This is a genomic window from Gardnerella vaginalis, assembly GCF_001563665.1.
GTDB classification, from domain to species: Bacteria; Actinomycetota; Actinomycetes; order Actinomycetales; family Bifidobacteriaceae; genus Bifidobacterium; species Bifidobacterium vaginale_A.
Genome location: NZ_KQ961849.1, coordinates 1 through 20,601 on the forward strand (window position 1 = coordinate 1; position 20,601 = coordinate 20,601).

At 39.0% G+C, this 20,601-nt stretch carries 11 protein-coding genes; 7 read left to right on the top strand and 4 right to left on the bottom strand.

Translation table 11 applies throughout. From position 1 onward, the window contains the following. Positions 1 to 385 precede the first annotated feature (385 nt). The 3 genes from HMPREF3230_RS00280 (at position 386) to HMPREF3230_RS00290 (ending at position 9,315) form a co-directional block, all read left to right on the top strand. Entirely contained in the window at positions 386 to 5,998 is a 5,613-nt protein-coding gene (locus HMPREF3230_RS00280; RefSeq protein ID WP_230955884.1) for a Rib/alpha-like domain-containing protein, read from the top strand. A gap of 178 nt (positions 5,999 to 6,176) precedes the next feature. Then, the gene (locus HMPREF3230_RS00285; protein ID WP_075523011.1) at positions 6,177 to 7,922 is read left to right on the top strand and encodes a SpaH/EbpB family LPXTG-anchored major pilin; all 1,746 of its coding nucleotides are present in this window, start codon (positions 6,177 to 6,179) and stop codon (positions 7,920 to 7,922) included. Positions 7,923 to 8,355: 433 nt separating this feature from the next. Then, positions 8,356 to 9,315 (top strand): class C sortase, encoded by a 960-nt coding sequence (locus HMPREF3230_RS00290; RefSeq protein ID WP_419471015.1) that lies wholly within the window; start codon positions 8,356 to 8,358, stop codon positions 9,313 to 9,315. A 9-nt stretch (positions 9,316 to 9,324) separates the two neighbouring features. Here the strand turns inward: HMPREF3230_RS00290 and HMPREF3230_RS00295 are convergent, their stop codons facing one another. The 4 genes from HMPREF3230_RS00295 to HMPREF3230_RS00310 form a co-directional block, all read right to left on the bottom strand. Beyond that, positions 9,325 to 10,710 carry a hydroxymethylglutaryl-CoA synthase gene (locus HMPREF3230_RS00295; RefSeq protein WP_082266199.1) on the bottom strand — a complete coding sequence of 462 codons (1,386 nt, stop codon included), beginning with the start codon at positions 10,708 to 10,710 and terminating at the stop codon, positions 9,325 to 9,327. A gap of 18 nt (positions 10,711 to 10,728) precedes the next feature. Beyond that, a complete protein-coding gene (locus HMPREF3230_RS00300) occupies positions 10,729 to 12,081 on the bottom strand; it encodes a hydroxymethylglutaryl-CoA reductase, degradative (protein ID WP_269137037.1) in 1,353 nt (450 codons plus the stop codon). Between the two features lie 57 nt (positions 12,082 to 12,138). Further along, positions 12,139 to 13,338, bottom strand: a complete 1,200-nt coding sequence (locus HMPREF3230_RS00305; RefSeq protein ID WP_075523014.1) for an acetyl-CoA C-acyltransferase — start codon at positions 13,336 to 13,338, stop codon at positions 12,139 to 12,141. Positions 13,339 to 13,578: 240 nt separating this feature from the next. Next, positions 13,579 to 14,160: a xanthine phosphoribosyltransferase gene (locus HMPREF3230_RS00310; RefSeq protein WP_075523015.1), complete on the bottom strand. Its 582-nt coding sequence runs from the start codon at positions 14,158 to 14,160 to the stop codon at positions 13,579 to 13,581. Between the two features lie 374 nt (positions 14,161 to 14,534). On the opposite strand from HMPREF3230_RS00310, the gene HMPREF3230_RS00315 reads away from it, so the two are divergent. The 4 genes from HMPREF3230_RS00315 to HMPREF3230_RS00330 all read left to right on the top strand — a co-directional run bounded on the left by HMPREF3230_RS00315 (position 14,535) and on the right by HMPREF3230_RS00330 (position 20,542). Continuing rightward, positions 14,535 to 17,645, top strand: coding sequence for an ATP-dependent helicase (locus HMPREF3230_RS00315; RefSeq protein WP_075523016.1), 3,111 nt, complete (start codon positions 14,535 to 14,537; stop codon positions 17,643 to 17,645). Between the two features lie 493 nt (positions 17,646 to 18,138). Continuing rightward, positions 18,139 to 18,555, top strand: coding sequence for a DUF4418 family protein (locus HMPREF3230_RS00320; RefSeq protein WP_075523017.1), 417 nt, complete (start codon positions 18,139 to 18,141; stop codon positions 18,553 to 18,555). A 37-nt stretch (positions 18,556 to 18,592) separates the two neighbouring features. After that, positions 18,593 to 19,804 carry an ABC transporter permease gene (locus HMPREF3230_RS00325; protein ID WP_075523018.1) on the top strand — a complete coding sequence of 404 codons (1,212 nt, stop codon included), beginning with the start codon at positions 18,593 to 18,595 and terminating at the stop codon, positions 19,802 to 19,804. A 9-nt stretch (positions 19,805 to 19,813) separates the two neighbouring features. Continuing rightward, the gene (locus HMPREF3230_RS00330; RefSeq protein ID WP_075523019.1) at positions 19,814 to 20,542 is read left to right on the top strand and encodes an ABC transporter ATP-binding protein; all 729 of its coding nucleotides are present in this window, start codon (positions 19,814 to 19,816) and stop codon (positions 20,540 to 20,542) included. Positions 20,543 to 20,601 lie beyond the last annotated feature (59 nt).

Sequence of the window (20,601 nt, forward strand, 5' to 3'; positions counted from 1 at the left end):
GAAATTACATTGTCAACAAACTATTATTTTGATTACAAATGGGGTGTTTAACGGGGCGCTTCGTAATGTGTTTAACTTGCGTTTAAGTGTGTATTTTGAGCATATTTGATGTGTAGTTTTTCTTGTAAATTCGTTATGTGTTAAGTGTTGTAGTTTTCCTACTTAAAAAATATATTTTTTGTATTTAAATACTTTAAAATTTGCATCAACACACTGTGTAAGTAAAAATATTTACAAAGTTTTTTCGTTTGCTTGAGTTTTTCCGGGGGGGGGGTATAAAGGCTAAGGCATATGGATAGTTGCGTTGGGCGTGTGTCTTCAAATTTGTATTTTATAAGAATTTCGTCCTATAGCACAGGATTTTATAAAGAAAGGTGAGCTGATTATGTTGCCAGCAAAGTTCCGTGGATTCGCATCACGCTTGTGTCGTCTTGCGTTGCGCGCTTTTGCTTGGCACAAGATTAGTGATCGCGATGGCGCAGCTCGCACTTCCAGCACTCTTCATCGAGCAATACTAGCGCTTCTCGTTGCTGTAATCACTGTATTAACCATGCTCATCATTCCGCCTGCACAACATGCAATGGGTTGGGCAGATGGTAAAGCACCGATTCATGCTTGGTGGAATAGTTTTGGTACAGGCTTTGTGTCTGGTTCTGGCTTTGGAATAGGGGATGCTCCTAGTCAAATTGCTTCTAACGTTGAAGTTGTTCGCAATGTTTATGACTCTTCTACTGGTAGAAATAGAACTCAGATTAAATGGGAAGTGTTCTTCAATACTTACTCTCAAATGTACGAGAGCATTGTAACAGGTGAACCTTATAGCGGTAGGAAAGAAGATAAAGCGTTTGGTGGTAAAAGACCTCTTCTTATGGCTTGGCTTCCAAAAGGGATTGATAGAAAAAGTATAAGGATTAGTAGAAGGAAGTCTGGTAATAGAGCTGGTTACCGTAACTATGGCTGCTGGCCTGAAACAGACAGCTGGTATAAAGCGTTTCCAAAAGATAAACAGTTTGATAAAACTGATAACGGTCGTGGATGTAGAGCAATTCAGTATCAAGAGCCTATTGTTACAATTAATAAAACATTAGATGAGTTTGTTGACAGTAGTTCTAGATGGGCTCATTCGTTCGATGGTAATTTGTATGAAGGTAAAGCTGGTAAAGAGGGTGCTGGTAAAGATCAACAGCTATTTAACTCTTATTGGGATAATGCTTTAGGTACTTCCAGACTTACATCGTATTGCGATTCGAACGACAAGCATGACATGTGCGAAATTAGAAACTGGAAGAATGATTTCTCTACGGTTCTTGCTGACTGGGAAGTTTCAGGTAATACGGCTTTTCAGTGGAATATCACTGCGTTTGTTGATGAAAGTATGGAAAATCGCTCAGATTTAGTATTGAAGAATCTTCCGTTCTCAGCTGGATGGAACTCCGGTAAAGGTACATATTCCGAAAGCGATTTTGGAGATTTAGAAACGAAGAAAAATGGTGCTGTAGAAGTTAGAAGTAAGTGGACTTTTATTGGACCTTTCGATAGTGATGGCGATGGTATTCCAGATTCTATGGAAGGCTATGACCATAAGAATCCTGACGCTTTGCCTGATTTTAGTAATAGTGATCAGCCGCATACTGTTTTGAATAATATTACTGATCCAAATGGTAAGACTGAAATAAAATATCCTCAATATTCGTCTAGCATGATGAATGATTATGTAAAGAAGTTAAATAATCAGAATTTAAGCTCGGACACTACTTATGGTGGCGTAGAGAATGTGCCTGTTACTACGTATGGTACGCCTGTAACAATTAAGCCGTACGTTAATACTGGTTCTTGGCAGGGATGGGATTTAGGCGAATGGGACGGTCAATATTCTCTACAAAACCATTATGGCGGTCACTATGTTGCAGGAAAAGATACGGATACTACTACTAATATTCCATCAGATTTTCCTAACGGCTCTAGTATGAAGTACGAGCTTACTTCTATTCCACAAGGTGTTAAGCAATCTAGTAGTTGTAGTACTGGTAAGAATAATTCTGACAAAGGTTGCGTGAGCATAGATAGTAAAACTGGTTATATCACTTATAATCCAGGAAAGTTGGATCGTAAAACCGAAGGTATTACTTTTAAGGTGAAGATTACGCACCCAACTCCTAGCACTTACCAATACAACTGTAAGTATAAGACACCGATGGTTCAGGAAAATGTTCCTATAAAAATCAAGGTTGTTTCTAATGCCATGTTGTACAACCCGCAGTACAAGGAAACTACTGTTGACTACAATAAATCTACGAATAAGTTTAATTCTGCTACCAGCGAAGAGCCTAAAAGCGTACGAGCTAACAAAAAGCCGTGGGTTAGGGTAGGTAGTCTGCCTAACGGTTCTACTTTTAAGCTAGAGCAGTACACTAAATACAGTCTTCCAGTGCTTGATTGGTCTAAGATTGATCAAAATAATTCAGGAAACGGCAAGGTGACGTTTACTCCGTCTAATGCTGAAGCTGGTGCAAACACTAAGACTCCTGTTGTTGTAACGTACCCGGATGGTTCTACGTCTAAAGATAATGACTCTGGTAATAGTGGTAATCCTGTGTACGCTCCTGTTACAGTGGGTGATTTGCCGATTTCAGGTAGTGACTTGAATCTTGGTTTATACAATGGCAAGAAAATAGATAATAACGCGTTTGGCGGTTTTTCCTTTGGACATAAAAGTAATCCGCACGAGATTGATAAGGGTAAGAAAATAGGTGCGAAAGATAAAGATAACCCTAACCCTAATAATGGTATTGTATTCGATTCTTGGGCGAACCATGGTAAAGGCCCTATTACTTTCCGCGTAATATGCCATAGAACGGATGTTGATAATTCTCCGTTCGCGTTACTTAAGCCTAAAGAGGGTAATAACGAAGCTAGTGGAGAGATTAACGGCTTGCATTTTGAGGATTTCCGCCAGTGGATTCGAGATAACGACAAGCGTTGCAAGGGCAAGGATTGCAGTGACTCTAACAAATACCTTCACTCTAGCGAATACAACAGAGACACTATGGAGCGTTCGCGCGCGCTGATTGGTGGCACGCCTAAGGAAGGCGGATCGTATGAGTGTAAAGTGTTCGCTTTCCACCAAAAGCCTGGTGATAAAGACAGTAAAGATTATAGTGCATCGCTTACAGCATTTGAAAATGCGTCATCAGGTGGTTCTATTGCGCTTCAATCACTTTTTACTAACTATGAGACTGCTAAAAAAGACGCAAAAGGCTCAGAGTGGGTTGCTGGTAGTTTCTACTTTAAAATCAAGCTCAAAGACAACCAAAAGTACAACCCGACTTATGTAAAGATGCCAACAATTCAGGCTGGTAAGTCAATTAAGGATGGTAGGTATAGCAGTCCAACAAAAGACAATATCAGCACTGATCAGCCAAAGAGCACTAAAGATGGAAATGGTGTTGTTCGGCCAGCTGATCAAGCTAGCATTCTTGTTGGTGATCTTCCTGATGGCACGTGGTTTGAGATTAAGCGCTTTGTTAAGGCTGGCGATGTTAGTAACTCGAAGGCAAACAGTTTGCCTTGGGCTAACTTTGAAGACGGCGAAGATAACGTTACGCGCGATGAAAAAGGCAAGCCTGTTATAGATAAGAAGAGTGGCAAAGTAGTTACTTTAGATCAGTCTAGTCGCGAATACGGTTCTGTAACTTTCCACCCAGATAAGTGGCAGTCTGCTGGTCAGTATTGGGCTGAAGTTAGAGTTCACTACCCAGACGGCTCTGTATCAGACGGCGAAGGCTCCGTGAACAAGGATCACCCTGTGTATGCGAAGGTGAATGTTACTGCTAAGCCTGGCAATAATACATTTGGTCTTAATTTGTTTAGGTATACAACGGATTCTCAATACAGAACTATCAGCGTTGAAAATGGCATAAACCTTCATCCAGGAGATTTACTTTCTGGCAACGATCGCCCTATGTTTGATTCTTACTTAACAAACGCGATTGGCAATCTTCACCAGCATATGATTTGCTCAAAGCAAAGCAAGGATGGTAAGAAGCAAACCGAGTACACGTATGGCATGCTTCCTGGTCATGTTAATAATGAGAAGTCGCAGAATGAGAACGAAAAAGACGGTTTGCGTCTTTTAGAACCACAGACGATTTGGAAGCATTCATCGCTTAAGGATCAGCTTGAGTGCAATGCAAATAACAAAAATTGCAAGTCTGATACTTACTTATATGATGACTGGGTTGATAGTGATAAAAGCTTTAACACTTTTGAGCGCACGCATGGATCTTTTGGCGGTGTGGCTCAGAAGACTGGCGACTATGTGTGCAAAGTCTACGTTATAAAAGGCGATGCTGAGTCTAATAAGTTTGAGAGTGCTGTTAAGGCTAATATCGAGAAGAATAATAAGGCTAAGAAAGACGTTGACCCAGTTGACGGAGTGCTGAACGCTAATGATAATCCTTACGGCACAGAAGGTGTGGGGTATAAGACTGGCGCATTCTCTGTGCATATTCATAAAGACAATCAGCTGTATAACCCGACTTACACGAAGATTCCAGAAATTCAGGCTGGTAGTACTTTTGACAAGAATCTTAAGAAAGGCAACAAGGCAGCTATAAGCTCTGACGCTCCGCAAAGCAAGAAGAAGGTTACCGAGGGTAACACCGAGGTTAATGCTAACGGTGTTCCAAAAGAAGATTTGGTGAACGTTAAGGAAGGCGCTTTGCCTGCTGGCACTTGGTACGAGATTAAGCGCTTTGTTAAAGCTAGCGATATTACAAATTCAAAAGCAAGCAGTTTGCCTTGGGCTAACTTTGAGGATGGCGAAGATAACAAAGCTGACGGTAAGCAGGAAGCAAAAGATAGTAACGCTACTGGCAAAGGCTCCGTCACCTTCCGCCCAGATAAGTGGCAGTCTGCTGACGAGTATTGGGCTGAGATTAGGGTTCACTACCCGGACGGATCTGTTTCTGACGGTGATGACTCTATTAACAAAGATCACCCTATCTACGCAAAGGTGAAGGTTACCAGACCAGCTGTTGGCAGTGGCGATTTGCATCTTAACGTTTACAAGCAGTATGAAAATGGCAAGTTTACTGGGGATGTAGACAACGTGAATGGCATTACTGTTATGAAAGGCGTTGGCTTGCTGAAGGATATGGGAATTGACTCGTGGTCCACAGCCAAGCCTGAAGGCATTACGCTTAGAGCTTTGTGTAGAGATGACAGTGATGAAGCTAGAAAGAGTACAACTCATACCTGGAGTGAGGATCTCGATAATCTGTTCTTCAAGCTTAATTGGCAGCAAGCGTGGAAATATCCAACTTTTGCTCGTCAGGAAGATTGCCGTAAGGGTAGCAATAATGGTGATGGCTGCAATGCTACAGATGAGCATTTCCTGTTCGATAGCACTGGCGGAACTATGGAGCGTGCGCGCGGAACTATAACTAGTAGCAAAGCTCCTACGAAGTCTGGCAAATACTATTGCGTTGTGCTTGCGATGAAGCTTACGGATTTGGGTAAGTATAAGAAAGCTATTAAGAACAGCAAGATTAGCGTTACTGATAATAACTTTGCTAAGGCTATGGGCTTTACCGATACTGAGGGCATTGACTACGCTGCAAAGTTCTTCCCAGTGAACGTGGTGGAGCAGTTTAAGCTGCCAAAGACAGGTGGCGAGGGTATTAGCATGGCGTGGATTGTGCTGGCGATGATTGGCATGTGCGTTATGTGTGGCGTGTTCTTCGTTGATCAGACGAAGTGGGGTCACGCGATGCTCGCTGGCTGGCTTGCTTGCATGATGTGCGGTTTGCGCTCTGCTACGCAAAATAGCAACAGTAAGATTTCTAAAATTTGGCGCGGTTTAGTCAAAAAAGTAAAGATTAAGCGATTTGACGATTATTGCGCGCATCTAAAAGATTTTGTCTGCAAAGCTACCAAATGGTGTTTCAACGTAATGTTGCGCATCGGAAGGTGGATTACCGAAAGGTGGCGATGCTGATGAAAAATTTTCTGCAGCTTAAAAACTGCAGTAGCTTCGCCGCTCAATAACGGCTTTGATTGTTCACGCACATATTGCAATGCAATTTGTGGGAACGTAAAAAACAAAACTTAAAACGAGAAAATAACATATCTTCCTAAACCATGCACGAAAGTGCGCTGAAATAAAGGAGAAGAAAGTGAATAAATTCACTAAACAATGCGTGGCTGCATTCGCCTCGCTCGCAATGGCTGGTACGCTGTGCGTTGCCGGCGCTGTTGCTGTAAACAGCTCTGCTTGGGCTGAAGGTACATGCAATAATGGTGCGCCTTGGTCTGATGCTTGCAAGGCTCAGACTGGTTCCATCAAGATCACCAAGTACAAGGATGAAGACAAGAATGGTAAACAAACTAAGTCTACTCCTGTTAAAGGTGCAAAGTTTAAAGTTACTCCAGTAACAAAGCTTGGCACAGATGCTCTTGATTTAAAGAACTATGCTGATTGGCAAAAAGTTGCAGCTAAGATAACAACTCTTAATGCAACACCTAATACTACTGATACTAGTGTAATCAGTTTTGGCACTGCAATACAAAACGCAGCATCTCAAGAAACTGATAAGTCCCTGTTTGTAACGGGTCAAGACGGTGTTGCAACGATAAGTCAACTTCCTATCGGTTTGTATAAAGTTGAAGAAGTTAGCGCTCCAGATGGATACGAGAAGCTTCCTAACCCATTCTTCATGACTATTCCAGAAATCACTCGTGGAGATGACGCTAAGGACAACACTTACACTTATAACGTAACAGTTGACCCTAAGAACGTTTACAATGCAGACGCTATTCAGAAGGAAGCTATTACAACTGGTATGGTTGGCGCTGGCGATGAATTGCCATATACGCTTACTGCTGCTGTGCGCACAACAAGCTACACGGATGTTGATAAGCTCACAAAAGATGATCTTATTGACTACGCTGTGTGGGATGATGCGTTAGAGTCTGCTTACAATGTAACTACTGGTGCTATTCAAAGCGTTAAGATTGGTGATACTAAACTTACTGAGGGAAAGAACGCTGATTATGAAGCTTCGCTAGTTGAACATAAAGATAATGATGCAACCTCACCTGAAGCAGGTCGCAAGCGTATTCTTATTAAGTTTACTGATGCAGGTCTTACTAAGATCGCTAAAGCTTTGAGCGACAATGCTAAAAGCAAAGATAATCCTCATCCTGCTGTTCCAAAGATCACAGTTGAATTCAAGTTTACTCTTAAAGCTGACGCACCTGTTGATGGATTCCAGAACAAGTACGGCTTCCAAACTGGTCACTCGAAGGATCAGCCTAAGCCAAATCCAACGAACCCTAATCCGGGCGAGACTTCTAAAGTAACTCTCGTTAAGTTCGCAGTTAAGAAGGTTGATGGAACTAATACAGCTACCTTGCTCGGTGGTGCAAAGTTCGCTGTGTTTGCGGATAAAGAAAAAGCAAAAGCTTGTGCAGCTGATGCAGCTCGTTCTGCTGCTAAGTGCCAGAATGTTGCAACTAAAGGTCTTGTTAAAAAAGATAATAATGAGGTTCTTGCTGACGGTCTTGAAGGTGCGCAAAAAGGCACTGATAATACATCTGGTTTGACTGGTGCTTTTGAAGTTAAAGTTGGACAAGACTTCTACGTTGTAGAAACTCAAGCTCCAAGCGGATACGCTTTATCTCCAGCTGTTGAAACTGTCAATATTCCTACAACTTATGCTAAGTCCACTAACTATGTGAATAAAGTGTTTGAATATGAGTTCAAGGATCTTCCAACTAAGGGAAATATTTTGAACTGGTTCAAGCTTCCAAAGACCGGTGCTGCAGGCGTTGCAATCTTCGCATTGGCTGGTATGTGCTTAGTGGCTGCTGGAATCTTCGTTTTCATGCGCAATCGCAAGAAGGAAGAGCAAGAAGCCTGATTGCGTAGTTTGCAATCATTCCAAAATAATAGTTTCTTAGTGCCAGATGTGCGATTGTTGCTATGGCACTAAGAGAAACTATTGTTTTGCAATATAAAGCTCAACAGATTTAATTGCGTTGCTGTGTATAGCGTTTAACGCACAATTTGCGTTATGCACGTCCCTCTTTTTCGCGATTAAGTCTTGTTGTCTAAATGGAGTCGGGAGGAATACTCTCGACTCCATGTTATCTATTTATATCAGTAAATTCGTGTAAAAGTTACGTTTAGTTTAAGATTTTTGCGCACTATTTGAACTTTTTAAATAAGTTGCTTTCGCTTGAGTTGTATTTAATTGCGATTTAAATCATTAGAGTCAGTTTTAAATATTCACATAAAAATTATTAGTATTTTGAATTGAGGATTGAGGGAGTATGAAGTTAAATGACTTTGCCATGCGATTTTCACTTCCAATTTTTAAAAAGCTATTATTTAAATCAAATAAAATCAATCGCAAAAATAATTCAAATCAAAAATCCAAGCTACGCAAAATACTTGAGCCAATTGTATTCGTTTTAGCTGGACTTTTATGTTTCAGTTATCCGCTGTGTTCTACTCTTTGGAACAATAGAGTTACAAAGGAAATTTCCACAGCATACGACAAATTCAATCATAATCAGGCTGGCGATGTTAGAAGAGCGCATATACGAGCTGCGAAACTTTATAATAAAAATCGTAAAAACATGCTCACTCAAGACCCTTATGGTGGCGATGGTCAGCAAGACATAACTAATAAGCCTGAATATAAAGAATATCTTAAAGTTCTTGACGAGCCGATGGGAATTATGGGAATCGTAAAAATTCCTAAGATTGGCGTGAAATTGCCAATTTATCACGGCACGACTCAGCAAACTCTTGCTCATGGTGCAGGTCATTTGTTTGGCACTGATTTACCTGTTGGCGGAAAGAATAGGCATACTGTTATAACAGCTCACACAGGTTTAGCGGATTCAACTATGTTTGATGGGCTTGTTGATTTAAAAAAGGGTGACTATTTTTATTTGGACGTGCAAGGTGAAACATTGCGATACAAAGTGTTTCGCATTAGCGTTGTAGATCCGCACGATATAAGTTTGCTTCAACGCGAGAGAGGGCGTGATTTAGCGACTTTGCTTACTTGTACTCCGTATGGCGTTAATTCGCATAGGCTTTTAGTTACAGGGTATCGCGTGTTGCCAGATCCTGTGAAAGTGCCGATGGATCACGTTCAATGGCCTATTTGGATGACGCTTTTCTTGCTTGCTATGATTCTTTCTTGCGCTGTGCTTTCAATTATGATTATTGCAGCGATTTCAAAGAAACGTAAAAATAAGGAAGTTCGCGGTAAGCATATTAAGGATGCTAGAAGAAAATAAGCGTTATTATTAGATGTAGTTTCTTTCTTGCGAGCTAATAGAATTCAAGAAGAATTGCGTGCAATCGCGATGTGTTGTGTCGCTTACAAAGTCTTCTGGGCAGTATTTAGCTACGCTGTTAAACATTTTTTCGTATTCGCTAACTGTTAATTTCGCGCGCGAATTAAGCATTTCAATATGTTCGCTTGCAAATAGAGCTTGCTTAAATCCTTGCATAAGAGTTCCTGTGAAGAATTCGCCAATCGCGCCTGAGCCGTAGGAGAATAATCCGATTTTATCGCCTTCTTTAAGCGAGCTGAATTTTTGATTCTCGCATGACGAGTTTGTTTGAATTGTGCTTGTTTGAATTGAAGTTGCTGCTGGATTTGCTGCTCCCGGATTGACTACTTCTGGATTGGCTATTTCTGGATTTCCGTCTAATTCTAGAAGCGATAACAATCCTAGGTACAAAGAGCCTGTGTAAATGTTTCCTATTCTCCTGCTGTATTTTGTGCTAGTTTCATACTTTTCAAGTAATCGAACTCGTGAAGTTTCAGAAAGATTTTCGCTAGAATCCATAGCTGCTCTCAAAGCTTTCAACCCCATTTTTGTATACGGCAAATGGAAGCAAAGCGCGGCAAAATCGTTTAAATCGCAAGAGTTTTGTTCTGAATATTTTTGCCATACATCTAAGAAAAATTCAATATATTTTTCACTAGAGAACTTTCCTCGCGCTAAAGCAGTATCTTGATAAACTGGTCTCCAAAAGTCTTGTATATCGCATGATTTCACCACGCTATCATCGTTAATTTTGAGCACGTGAGGATTCGCGCTTATTAGCATTGCAACTGCTCCAGCACCTTGAGTAACTTCTCCAGGAGTGTTAAGCCCGTATCTAGCAATATCTGCAGCTATAACAAGAACTTGCGAGTCTTTGTGAACGCGAACATAATCGCATGCTGTCATAAGTGCTGCAGTTCCGCCGTAGCATGCTTCTTTTATTTCAATGCAGCGTGCGCATGAGTTAAGTTTTAGAAGATTGTGAATGTATAACGCGCTGGATTTGCTTGCATCTACGCCGCTTTCTGTTCCAACGATTAACATTTTCAGTTTATCTTTTTTAACATATTTTAAAAGTGGCAGCGCTGCTTGAGCGCCAAGAGTCACTATGTCTTGATTGTTTGGAGGAACAGATTGTTCGCTTTGCCCAATGCCAATAGTGAATTTGTTTGGATCTATTTCGCGAGCTTTAGCTAAATCTGTTAAATCAACGTAATAGTGCGGTGTTGTAAAGCTGATTCTGTCAATTCCAACGGGACTGCTTTCAACGTGTGTGTTTTCAACGCTTGTGTTTTCATTATCTTTAAAAAGTTGTTTAGCGTGGTTGCTCTCAATGTTTTTAAGAGAAAAAGTCATTTTTTACTCTTTTCTTCTTTAAGAATTTCGTAAATCTTCAAGAAGCATTTTTGCAATTTTAATATTTCTATTTTTATCGCTCATGCTTGCAAGCTTATTCGTTATTTCTTCAATCTCTTGCATTTTCGCTCCTGCTGCTATTGCTATATTAGCTGATTGCAAGCGCATATGACCTTCTTGAATTCCAGGACCTGCAAGAGCGCGTAATGCTGCTAGATTTTGAACTAGTCCAAGAGAAGCTAAAACGTTTCGATACTCGTTACAAGTAGAGTATTTTCCAACGTGTATTGCTATTTGCGCTAATGGCAATGAGCTTATAGATCCGCCAACTATTCCTATTTGAAGTGGGATTTGGATTCGTCCGTAAAGTATTTTATCTTCGAGGCACCATGTTGAAAGAGGCATGTATCTTTTTGAGCGCGCAGCCCACGCATGAGCAGCTGCTTCTAGCGCTCGCGTATCATTTCCTGACGCGAGCGCAGCACCAACTATTCCGTTGAGTATTCCTTTGTTATGCGTTGCTGCGCGCTCGGGGTCAGCGGCGGCATATGCGCTTAATGCCGCGATGCGCCGCGCGAGTCGCGCACCTTCCTCTTCTCTATCACTTTCAGGCAATTTTGTTGAAGCTAAGGCAATTGTAGGAAGGTGCACTTCTGCTGTAGTTGCTTGTTTGCTTGTGTTCGTGAGTATTGCTGTTAGCGCTCGCGCGCCGAGCCAGCTTTCCAGCTGGGCTTTTACTGCTTCGCCAATAGTGTTTACGATGTTTGCGCCCATTGCATCGCAAGTGTCTACGTCAATCGACAGTTTGGCGAAGTTCGTAAAAGCTTCAACGCGGCATTCTCGCGCGCCGCCGCCTCTTTGCACAATCGATGGGTGAGCATCCTTTGCAATATTTAATATTTTTGTTTTTTCAGTTTCAATAATGTTTTTTAATTTCTGAGCGATTTTTCCGTTTAAGTCTTCGAAAATTATTTGTACTGTTGTTAAATATTTTTCAGATGATGCTATAACGCCATGTTCTTCGCTCATCGATGCGATTCTAGCTCCGTTACATGCTGCTGCAATCACAGACGGTTCTTCTGTAGCTAGAAGTACATTGTGTGTTTTGCTGTTTACAATCAATCCTCTGACTACGCCAACTGGGAGAGTGTATTTTCCGATTTGATGTTCAATCATGTGGTTTGCAACATCTGCAGGTATGTTAGTTTCAGAGCTTTCAGCTAATTGTTTTAGTAAAAGTTGTGATTCTTCTTCGTTTAGAAAACCTTCTGATTGCAACGTTTTTATGCGATTTTCTACGCTTAATTCACGGAAAGCAGTCATTGAAATCTTTTCCTTGTTTTTACTTTTACTATTTTTTTTTAACTTTATTCTTTCGCCGAATTTTTTTAAATTTTCCGCTTAATCAGACAAGCTTATTCAGCAATCTTAATCTGCCATCTTAATCTGCATCGCGACTCCAATTCCGCCGCCAACACATAATGCTGCAACTCCATTTTTTTGTTTACGCTCACGCAAAGCATATATAAGCGTTGTTAAAATTCTTGCTCCACTTGCTCCTAACGGGTGTCCGAGAGCGATAGCTCCTCCGTGCACATTTAACTTTTCTTCGTCAATATGCAATTGTTCGGAAACTGCAATACTTTGAGCTGCGAAAGCTTCGTTTATTTCAAACAAATCAATATCTTTAACGCTAAATCCTGTAGAATTTAGCATTCGTTCCATAACGTGTTTTGGAGCATAGCCCATTAAATCAGGGTCAATTCCACCTTCAGCAAATCCCACAATTTCAGCAAGATACTCAATTTTGTGTTCAATCGCGTAATCTTTACTCATAAGAACTAAAGCTGCAGCTCCATCGTTAATTCCACTCGCGTTTCCAGCAGTTACAGTTGATTCGTGTGAGCAAGCTAATTCATTTGAAGTATTAAAAAGCGTGTGAAGTTTAGATAATTGTTCAAGGCAAGTATCTTCTCTAGGGTGTTCATCTTTAGATACAACGCTTCCGTCTTCAAGAGTTACAGGCGCAATTTCTAAGTCAAAATCACCATTTTTTTGTGCTGCTACAGCTTTGCGATGAGAATTTAGTGCAAAAAGATCTTGAGCTTCTCTTGTTATTCCAAATCGTGCTGCAACGTTTTCTGCTGTTGTGCCCATTGCGTTGCCAGTGAAAGCATCGTTTAAGCCATCTCTTTTTAAGCCGTCAACAAGAGTGAAATCACCGTATTTGTGTCCGCTAAAACGCATGTTAGTTGCGTAAAAAGGAACGTTGCTCATGCTTTCTGTGCCGCCTGCAACTACAACTTTCGCATCTTTCATTACTATTGCAGATTGTGCTAAACGTATTGCTTTTAAGCCAGATCCGCATACTTCGTTTATTGTCATTGCACAGCTAGATGTATCTAATCCTGAGCGCAACGCAATTTGTCTAGCTATGTTTTGACCGCTTCCAGCTTGTAACACGTTTCCGAAAATAGCTTGGTCAACATCTTTAGCGTCAATTGATGCGCGCTTGATTGCTTCTTTTGCTGCAATCGCTCCTAAGTCAACTGAGGATAGCGAAGATAAACTTCCGCCGAACTTTCCGATAGGTGTGCGTGCTGCGCTTGCAATCACAACTTCAGACATATGTTTAGCCACCTACTCAATTGTTTATGCGTATATTTACTAACCAGAGTACTTTACCGTATTTTTATGCAAAAGTGAGATTTGCGCAAAATTCTTCTCGTTTCTTTCACATTTTTATATAGATATTTTTCAGGTATATTTCATGCACATATTTTAGATATCATTTTTAGTAAGCTATTTCATTTGCATATTTTATGTATCTATTTCAATGCAGTTTTCACACACTACTTACGTAAAGCACTACTTACGGAAAGAAATAGAGCCATCTGTTGGATTCATTTCCTCAACAATAGCTAGAGAATCTAAATCGTATCCAGCGTCCCTTAACGCATCTCCGCCACCCTGGAAACCTTTTTCAATCGCAATTCCAATTCCAGCAACCGTGGCTCCAGCATGATTACAAATATCAATCAAACCTTGTAAAGCTTTACCATTAGCCAAAAAATCATCAATAATCAATACTCGATCTTCTTGACTTAAATATTTGCGAGAGACAATCACAGGAAACTCGCGTTGTTTAGTAAAAGAAAAAACAGTAGATACGTATTGATCTCCATCAAGATTTATAGATTGCGCTTTCTTAGCGAAAACTACAGGAATATTGCCAAAATGCCTTGCAGCTACGCACGCAATTCCAATTCCAGAAGACTCAATTGTAAGAATCTTAGTTATATTTGAATTTTTAAAATGCTCAGCCCATTCTTTGCCCATGTTGTCAAATAATTCAACATCGCATTGGTGATTAAGAAAAGCATCAACTTTCAAGACGTTTCCAGGTTTCACGATGCCGTTTTTGCGGATGCGTTCTTCCAGTTCTTGCACGATTGCTTTCCTTTCATAACAGTTTTCTTACGTTTTTAGTTTTTAATTTTGCAAACTTTAAATCTTTTTGCTAGTTGTGTGTGTGCATGAAATATTTGCATAAACACGCAATGTAATATAGTAAAACTCAAGCATACCCCTGACTGTAATACAAATACGTATAGAAGCTTGTAAATTATGCTATTTTACTTGATTTTATTTGATTTTATTTGATTTTAGTATTATTTTCTTTCGCGATTTAATGACTGTTTTCTGCTTTTAATTATTTTTAATTATTATCTTCATATTTTTTAAAAAAAACTAAAAAACACTAAAAGCTATTTTTAATTCAAATTCGATATTAAGTGACCTTAGTATGTGGTAAACCTGAATGAATGAGTTTAAGCATGTACGTTACTGATTTGTTTGGCGATCCAGTTGAAAATGATGATGATAAAAATCATAAAAATCATGTTTCAAAGTCATCTTCTAAATTGTCTCTCGAGTCTAATCTGAAAGCAGATAAGACTAAATCGCATATAAAAACTCCGAACACGCAGAATCGTATGTTGAGTGCGCAAAATCAGTCTACTAGCTATGGCGATCAGGATGCTATCTATCGAAATCAAATGGCTAGTTACCAGAGCAATCAAGACGCTGACGATTATGTCACTCCTGACACTCCTAACACTCATGCCACTCATAAGTATCGTCAAAATGATTTTCAACAAATCGAAATTGATCCGCATAAACTCATAGACGGTCTTAACGAACAACAATCTAAAGCAGTGCAATACAAAGGTTCTGCATTATTGATTGGTGCAGGTGCAGGTTCTGGCAAAACGCGCGTGCTGACTCGAAGAATCGCTTGGATTTTAAGCCAATTTCACGAGTGGCCAAGTCATATTCTTGCAATCACGTTTACAAATAAAGCAGCTCAAGAAATGCGCGAACGCTTAGCTACGCTTATAGGGAATGAAGCTCTTAATATGTGGGTTTCTACATTCCATTCAGCTTGCGTAAAAATATTGAGAAGAGATGGAGGAATGATTGGTCTTAAACCAGGATTTTCTATCTATGACTCTTCAGATAGCGAGCGTTTGATTAAGCAAATCGAAACTGATCTAAATATTGATATTAAACGATTTACTCCAAAAGTTTTACGAGGAAAAATATCTGATTTCAAAAATAGTTTGATAACTTGGCAAGATCAATTGGAAGCTTACGCTCCAGATTATCACGTAGGAGTAGGCGGACAGAAGATTTCTAAAGTAACTCAAAGTGAGTCTTTATACGCAACTGTTTACGCAGAGTATCAATATAGGCTTTCTATTGCAAATGCTGTTGATTTTGATGATTTGATTATGCGAACTGTGGAACTTATGAGAAAAGTTCCGCAAGTTGCACAAAAATATCGTAGAAAATTCAGATACATTCTAGTTGACGAGTATCAGGATACGAATCACGCTCAATACGTGCTTATTCGCGAATTATCGGGAGTAGATGCACAAGCTAAAGGATCTGCAGGATTTGCAGGATCTGCTTCAGCTCAAGTTTCAGGATCTTCAGAATCTTCAGGATCTACACAGAACGTTTCTAAGACTGTTTCACAGCATGTTTTATCACCTGCATCAATTACTGTTGTAGGTGATTCAGATCAGTCTATCTACGCTTTTAGAGGTGCGGATATACGAAACATACAGGATTTCGAAGAAGATTTCCCAGACGCTAAAACAATTATGCTTGAGCAAAATTATCGTTCTACTCAAACGATTCTTGACGCAGCAAACGCCGTTATATCTCATAATCAAGAGCGAAAGCCGAAAAAATTATGGACAGCATTAGGCAAAGGCGATCCAATAATTGGCTACGGTGCTCAAAACTCTTCTCAAGAAGGATTATGGATTGCTGAAGAAATATCCAGACTTAAAACTAAAGAAAATATTCCATACTCAAATATAGCTATTATGTACAGAGCTAATGCTCAATCGCGTGCTCTTGAAGATGCTTTAATTAAATCTGGATTACCATATCAATTAGTTGGCGGAACGAAATTCTACGAACGCAAAGAAGTTAAAGACACTCTCGCTTATATGCAAAGTATTGTGAACCCAGACGACGATATAAATATGCGTAGAATCTTTAACGTACCTAAAAGAGGTCTTGGGAATCGCGCCGAATCGCTTTTACTTTCTTATGCTAAAGCTCAAGGAATTAGTTTTTGGAATTCGATTGAACAATGTGAGAATATATCTGGAATGCCAACGCGTAGTATTACTCAAATCAAAGCATTTCACACTCTTATGTGTGAGCTTACGCAAATGGCTATAAAAAATGATTCAAGACCTTCCATAATAGTGAAAAATATACTCGATTCAACAGGTCTTTTAGATGAGTTGAAACGTTCAGAAGATGAACAAGATTTAAATCGCGTTGAAAACTTATCGCAATTGCAATCAGTTGCATCTGAATATGAACAGAATGCAGATGAAGTGACTCTTGCTGGATTCCTTGAGCAAACAGCTCTTGTTGCAGATTCCGATCAACTTCCTACAAGTAGTGAAGATACGGGAAAAATTACGCTTATGACTTTGCATACTGCAAAAGGTTTGGAATATCCTGTTGTGTTTCTAACAGGTATGGAGCAAGGAACTTTCCCTCATTCTCGTTCAATGGATAATGAATCTGAGCTTTCTGAAGAAAGACGATTAGCTTATGTTGGAATTACTCGCGCGAAGCAAAGATTGTATTTGACTTACGCATCTGTGCGCTCGCAATGGGGAGATGCGATGGATATGATTCCTAGCCAATTCCTTGATGAAATTCCTGAAGATTTGATTCATTGGAATTCTAAAAAGCCGTCTTATGATTATGACTCAGATGATGATTTTGATGATGAAGTTGATGATGATTTCGACTATGACGATGATTTTATAGATGATTTTGACGATTCTTACGCTTCTCGTACTTCGTTTGGATCTCGCGCGCATAAGTCTAGCTCGAGTTTGAAATCTGCTAAAACACGTAAGAAATCTTCGTCTTATGGGAGTAGTTCGCGCACGTCTTATGGATCTTCTTATGGATCGTCTTATGGATCTTCGTATTCAAGTAGTTCGCGTTCGTCTTCGTATGGTTCTTCTTCGCGCTCATCTTATGGTTCGTCTTATGGAAGTAGTTCTTCTTATTCAAGTGGTTCGTCTTATGGATCTTCTTATGGATCGTCAAAAGCGCGTTTCAAATCTAGTTCTGTAACTACTCGTAAATCTTCTATTACTTCTTCTCGCTCGTCTTCTAGTTCTGCTTCGCGCGATAATCAAGTAAATCGCGATAATCAGTTAAATATAGAAGATTTTCACGTTGGAGATAAAATTACGCATGACCAATATGGATTGGGAACTATAGTTGCAACGCAAGATAAAGGCAGAAATTCGATTATTACAGTTGATTTTGGCTCTGATGGCGTAAAGCGTTTAATGTTGAGAGTAGCTCCTATTGAGAAGTTATGAAGTTTTGAAGTTGAAAAGTTTTATCTAATGTATGAAACAGTAAATTTAAGAAGCTTTATACTTGAAAATTTGAGAGTTTTTCGTTTGTAAAATGAAATTTTTCGCAAATGAATTGATAGTTTTCTTAGAAAGTTAATTATAAGAATTTGTGATTATATCTATGAAAAGAAAATATTCAAGACTTGTTTTCTTTTTGCATGTAAGAAAAAATAAGAATGAAAGTAAGTATAAAAGGTAAAACAAACAAAATAACTGAATAGAAACATGCAATAACTGAATAGAAATAATTGAATAGGAACATAAAAATAACTGAATAGGAATAACAGCTGCTAAAACTATTTAATAGCTTTTGGGGAAGTTATTTTAAGTGAGATTGAAAAATTAAAGATTTTAAAAACGTGGCGTTTGCAAACGTGAGCGCCGTATAGCGTGTTGCATTAGAGAAAATGTGACACAAAAATATAAAAATATATTTAGAAAGAGATAAAAATTTATGAAAAACAAATTATTTGCATCAATTCCAGCTATTATTTTCGGTATACTGATTGCTATTGCTCCGTTCACTTTTGCAAAAGTATGCGGATCAATGGGTATGTCAAAAATGCATATGATGCATGGAGCTTGCTATTACACTGGACAAGCAGCATTGGGAATAGGAATTATTATTGCTTTACTCGGAGTTGTTGCTTTGTTTGTAAAAGCTCCTGTTCGTGCTGGTATTAGCATTGCAATAGTTGCAAATTCATTATTGATGATTGCTGTTCCTACTTTCCTTATTGGTGTTTGCAATAGCCCTATGATGAAATGCAATTCAGTTACTCGACCAACTTTAATCGTGTTGTCTGTTCTTACAGCTGTAATTTCAGCATCTTGCGCATACTTCGATTTGAAGAATGAGTCGGAAAACTAAAATTGTATAATAACAATTTGTATAATTTCTAATTATTATGCAACGAATTACATTAAAGCGTTTGCCGCTGGAGAATCTTAAACGTAAGCCATTAAGAACTATTGCTCTTATAGTAGTTGCTGCATGCTTATCTGCTGTATTCTTTGGCGGCGCGCTTATTTCTATGAATTTATCTCGCGGATTAAAAAGTATGCGTGAACGCTTAGGCGCGGATATTATGGTAGTTCCACAAGGTACTAACACTAAAGCTGAAGCCTTGCTCACAAATGGCGGTTCAAGCACTTTTTATTTCACAAACAATATAGAAGATTTAGTTAAACGCGCACCCGGAGTGAAAAAAGTTAGTGTACAAACGTATATTTCTTCACTCTCTGCAGGTTGCTGTGCTGAAAAGTTGCAAATTATAGGATTTGATCCTTCTACAGATTTTGTGATTGGACCATGGATTTACTCTCAGCATAGTTCTGTTTTGCATAAGGGAGATATGATTGCAGGCGCAAATGTTAGCGTATCTTACGACAATACTGTGCGATTGTACGGTCATAAATGGAATGTTGTTTCTCAACTTGCAAAAACCGGTACTAGCTTAGATAATTCTGTGTTTGTAAATAGGCAAACTGTGCCGCAAATAGTTGAATATTCAGCAAAAGTAGGTCATATTGCTATTCCAAAAGAATATGCGACTAAAGCTATTTCCGCAGTTCTTGTGAAAGTAGATAAATCATATAGTCCTCAAAAAGTTGCAGATAATATTCGTAAAACAAGCGGATTAAGCAGCATTGGCATAATTTTCCCAGGTGGTATTACAGCAACAACTAAAGAGAACCTATCTATAGTAACTCGTTCAATTACAGTCGTAGTTGCTATTTTGTGGCTTATTTCAATTATTGTTATGGTTACAGTTTTTGCATCTTCTATTAGCGAACGCAAGAAGGAATGCGCGTCTTTAAGAATTATTGGCGTAAATCGAATAAGTTTAGTGAAAATTATTGTCAAAGAATCTTGCATAATCGGTTTAGCTGGAGGTGTGATTGGAGTAGCTTTTGCATCGCTTATCTTATTCCCTTATAATTCTTTAATTTCTAAACAATTGCAATTGCCTTATCTTGAAATTACTGCTATTCCTGTTGTTATTTTGATTATTGTAGGCATTTTAGTTTCATTGATTACTACTCTTTTGACTTCAATTGTTGTTACGCGAAATATTGCTGTAGGTGAAGCGTATCTTAAACTTCGTGAAGGGGAATGAGATCTTGCTATGAGTGAAAGTAATTCTTTAAAAGATACTGAAATAGTATCTCTTAGTAATGTTACGCGTAATTTTATTCGCAGAAAAAAGATTTTCTCAGCTGTAGATAACGTTAATTTTTCGTTGAAATCCGGAGAATTTGTGGCGATTGTAGGGAAGTCTGGTAACGGAAAAACAACGCTTATAAATCTCATTGCAGGTTTGCTAAAGCCTACTTACGGTGATGTGGTTGTGTGTGGCTGTAATATTTCTTCATCGAATTGTTCCGATAATGAAATATCAAAATTGCGAGCTACTAGTATAGGCTATGTTTCTCAGACTCAAACGTTACTCCCAAATCTTACTGTGTGTGCAAACGTAATGTTGCCTATGTATGTAGCTTTTCCTGATTGTCAAGAAGATGATTCATATATTACTAGAGTTATGTTTTTGCTTAAAAAACTCGGTATTGATGATTTATTATGGTGTTATCCTAAAGAGCTTTCGGGCGGTGAAATGAAAAGAGTTATGATTGCTAGAGCAATGATGAGCAATCCTAAGCTTTTAATTTTAGACGAGCCAACAAGTGATTTAGATTCTGAACATACTCAGATAGTTATGGATATGCTAATGGATGCAGCAAATAATGGCTCAGCGGTTTTAATGATTACTCATGATTTGAAAGCAGCTAATTGCGCGGATCGCATATATTCTATGGATTGTGGAGTGCTCTCGCTATTAGAGAATAATGTTAAATAATTTTTAGGTTTATTTACAGGATTTTCCTATCAAATGGGGCTGAGCTCTCGGAGTTTCTC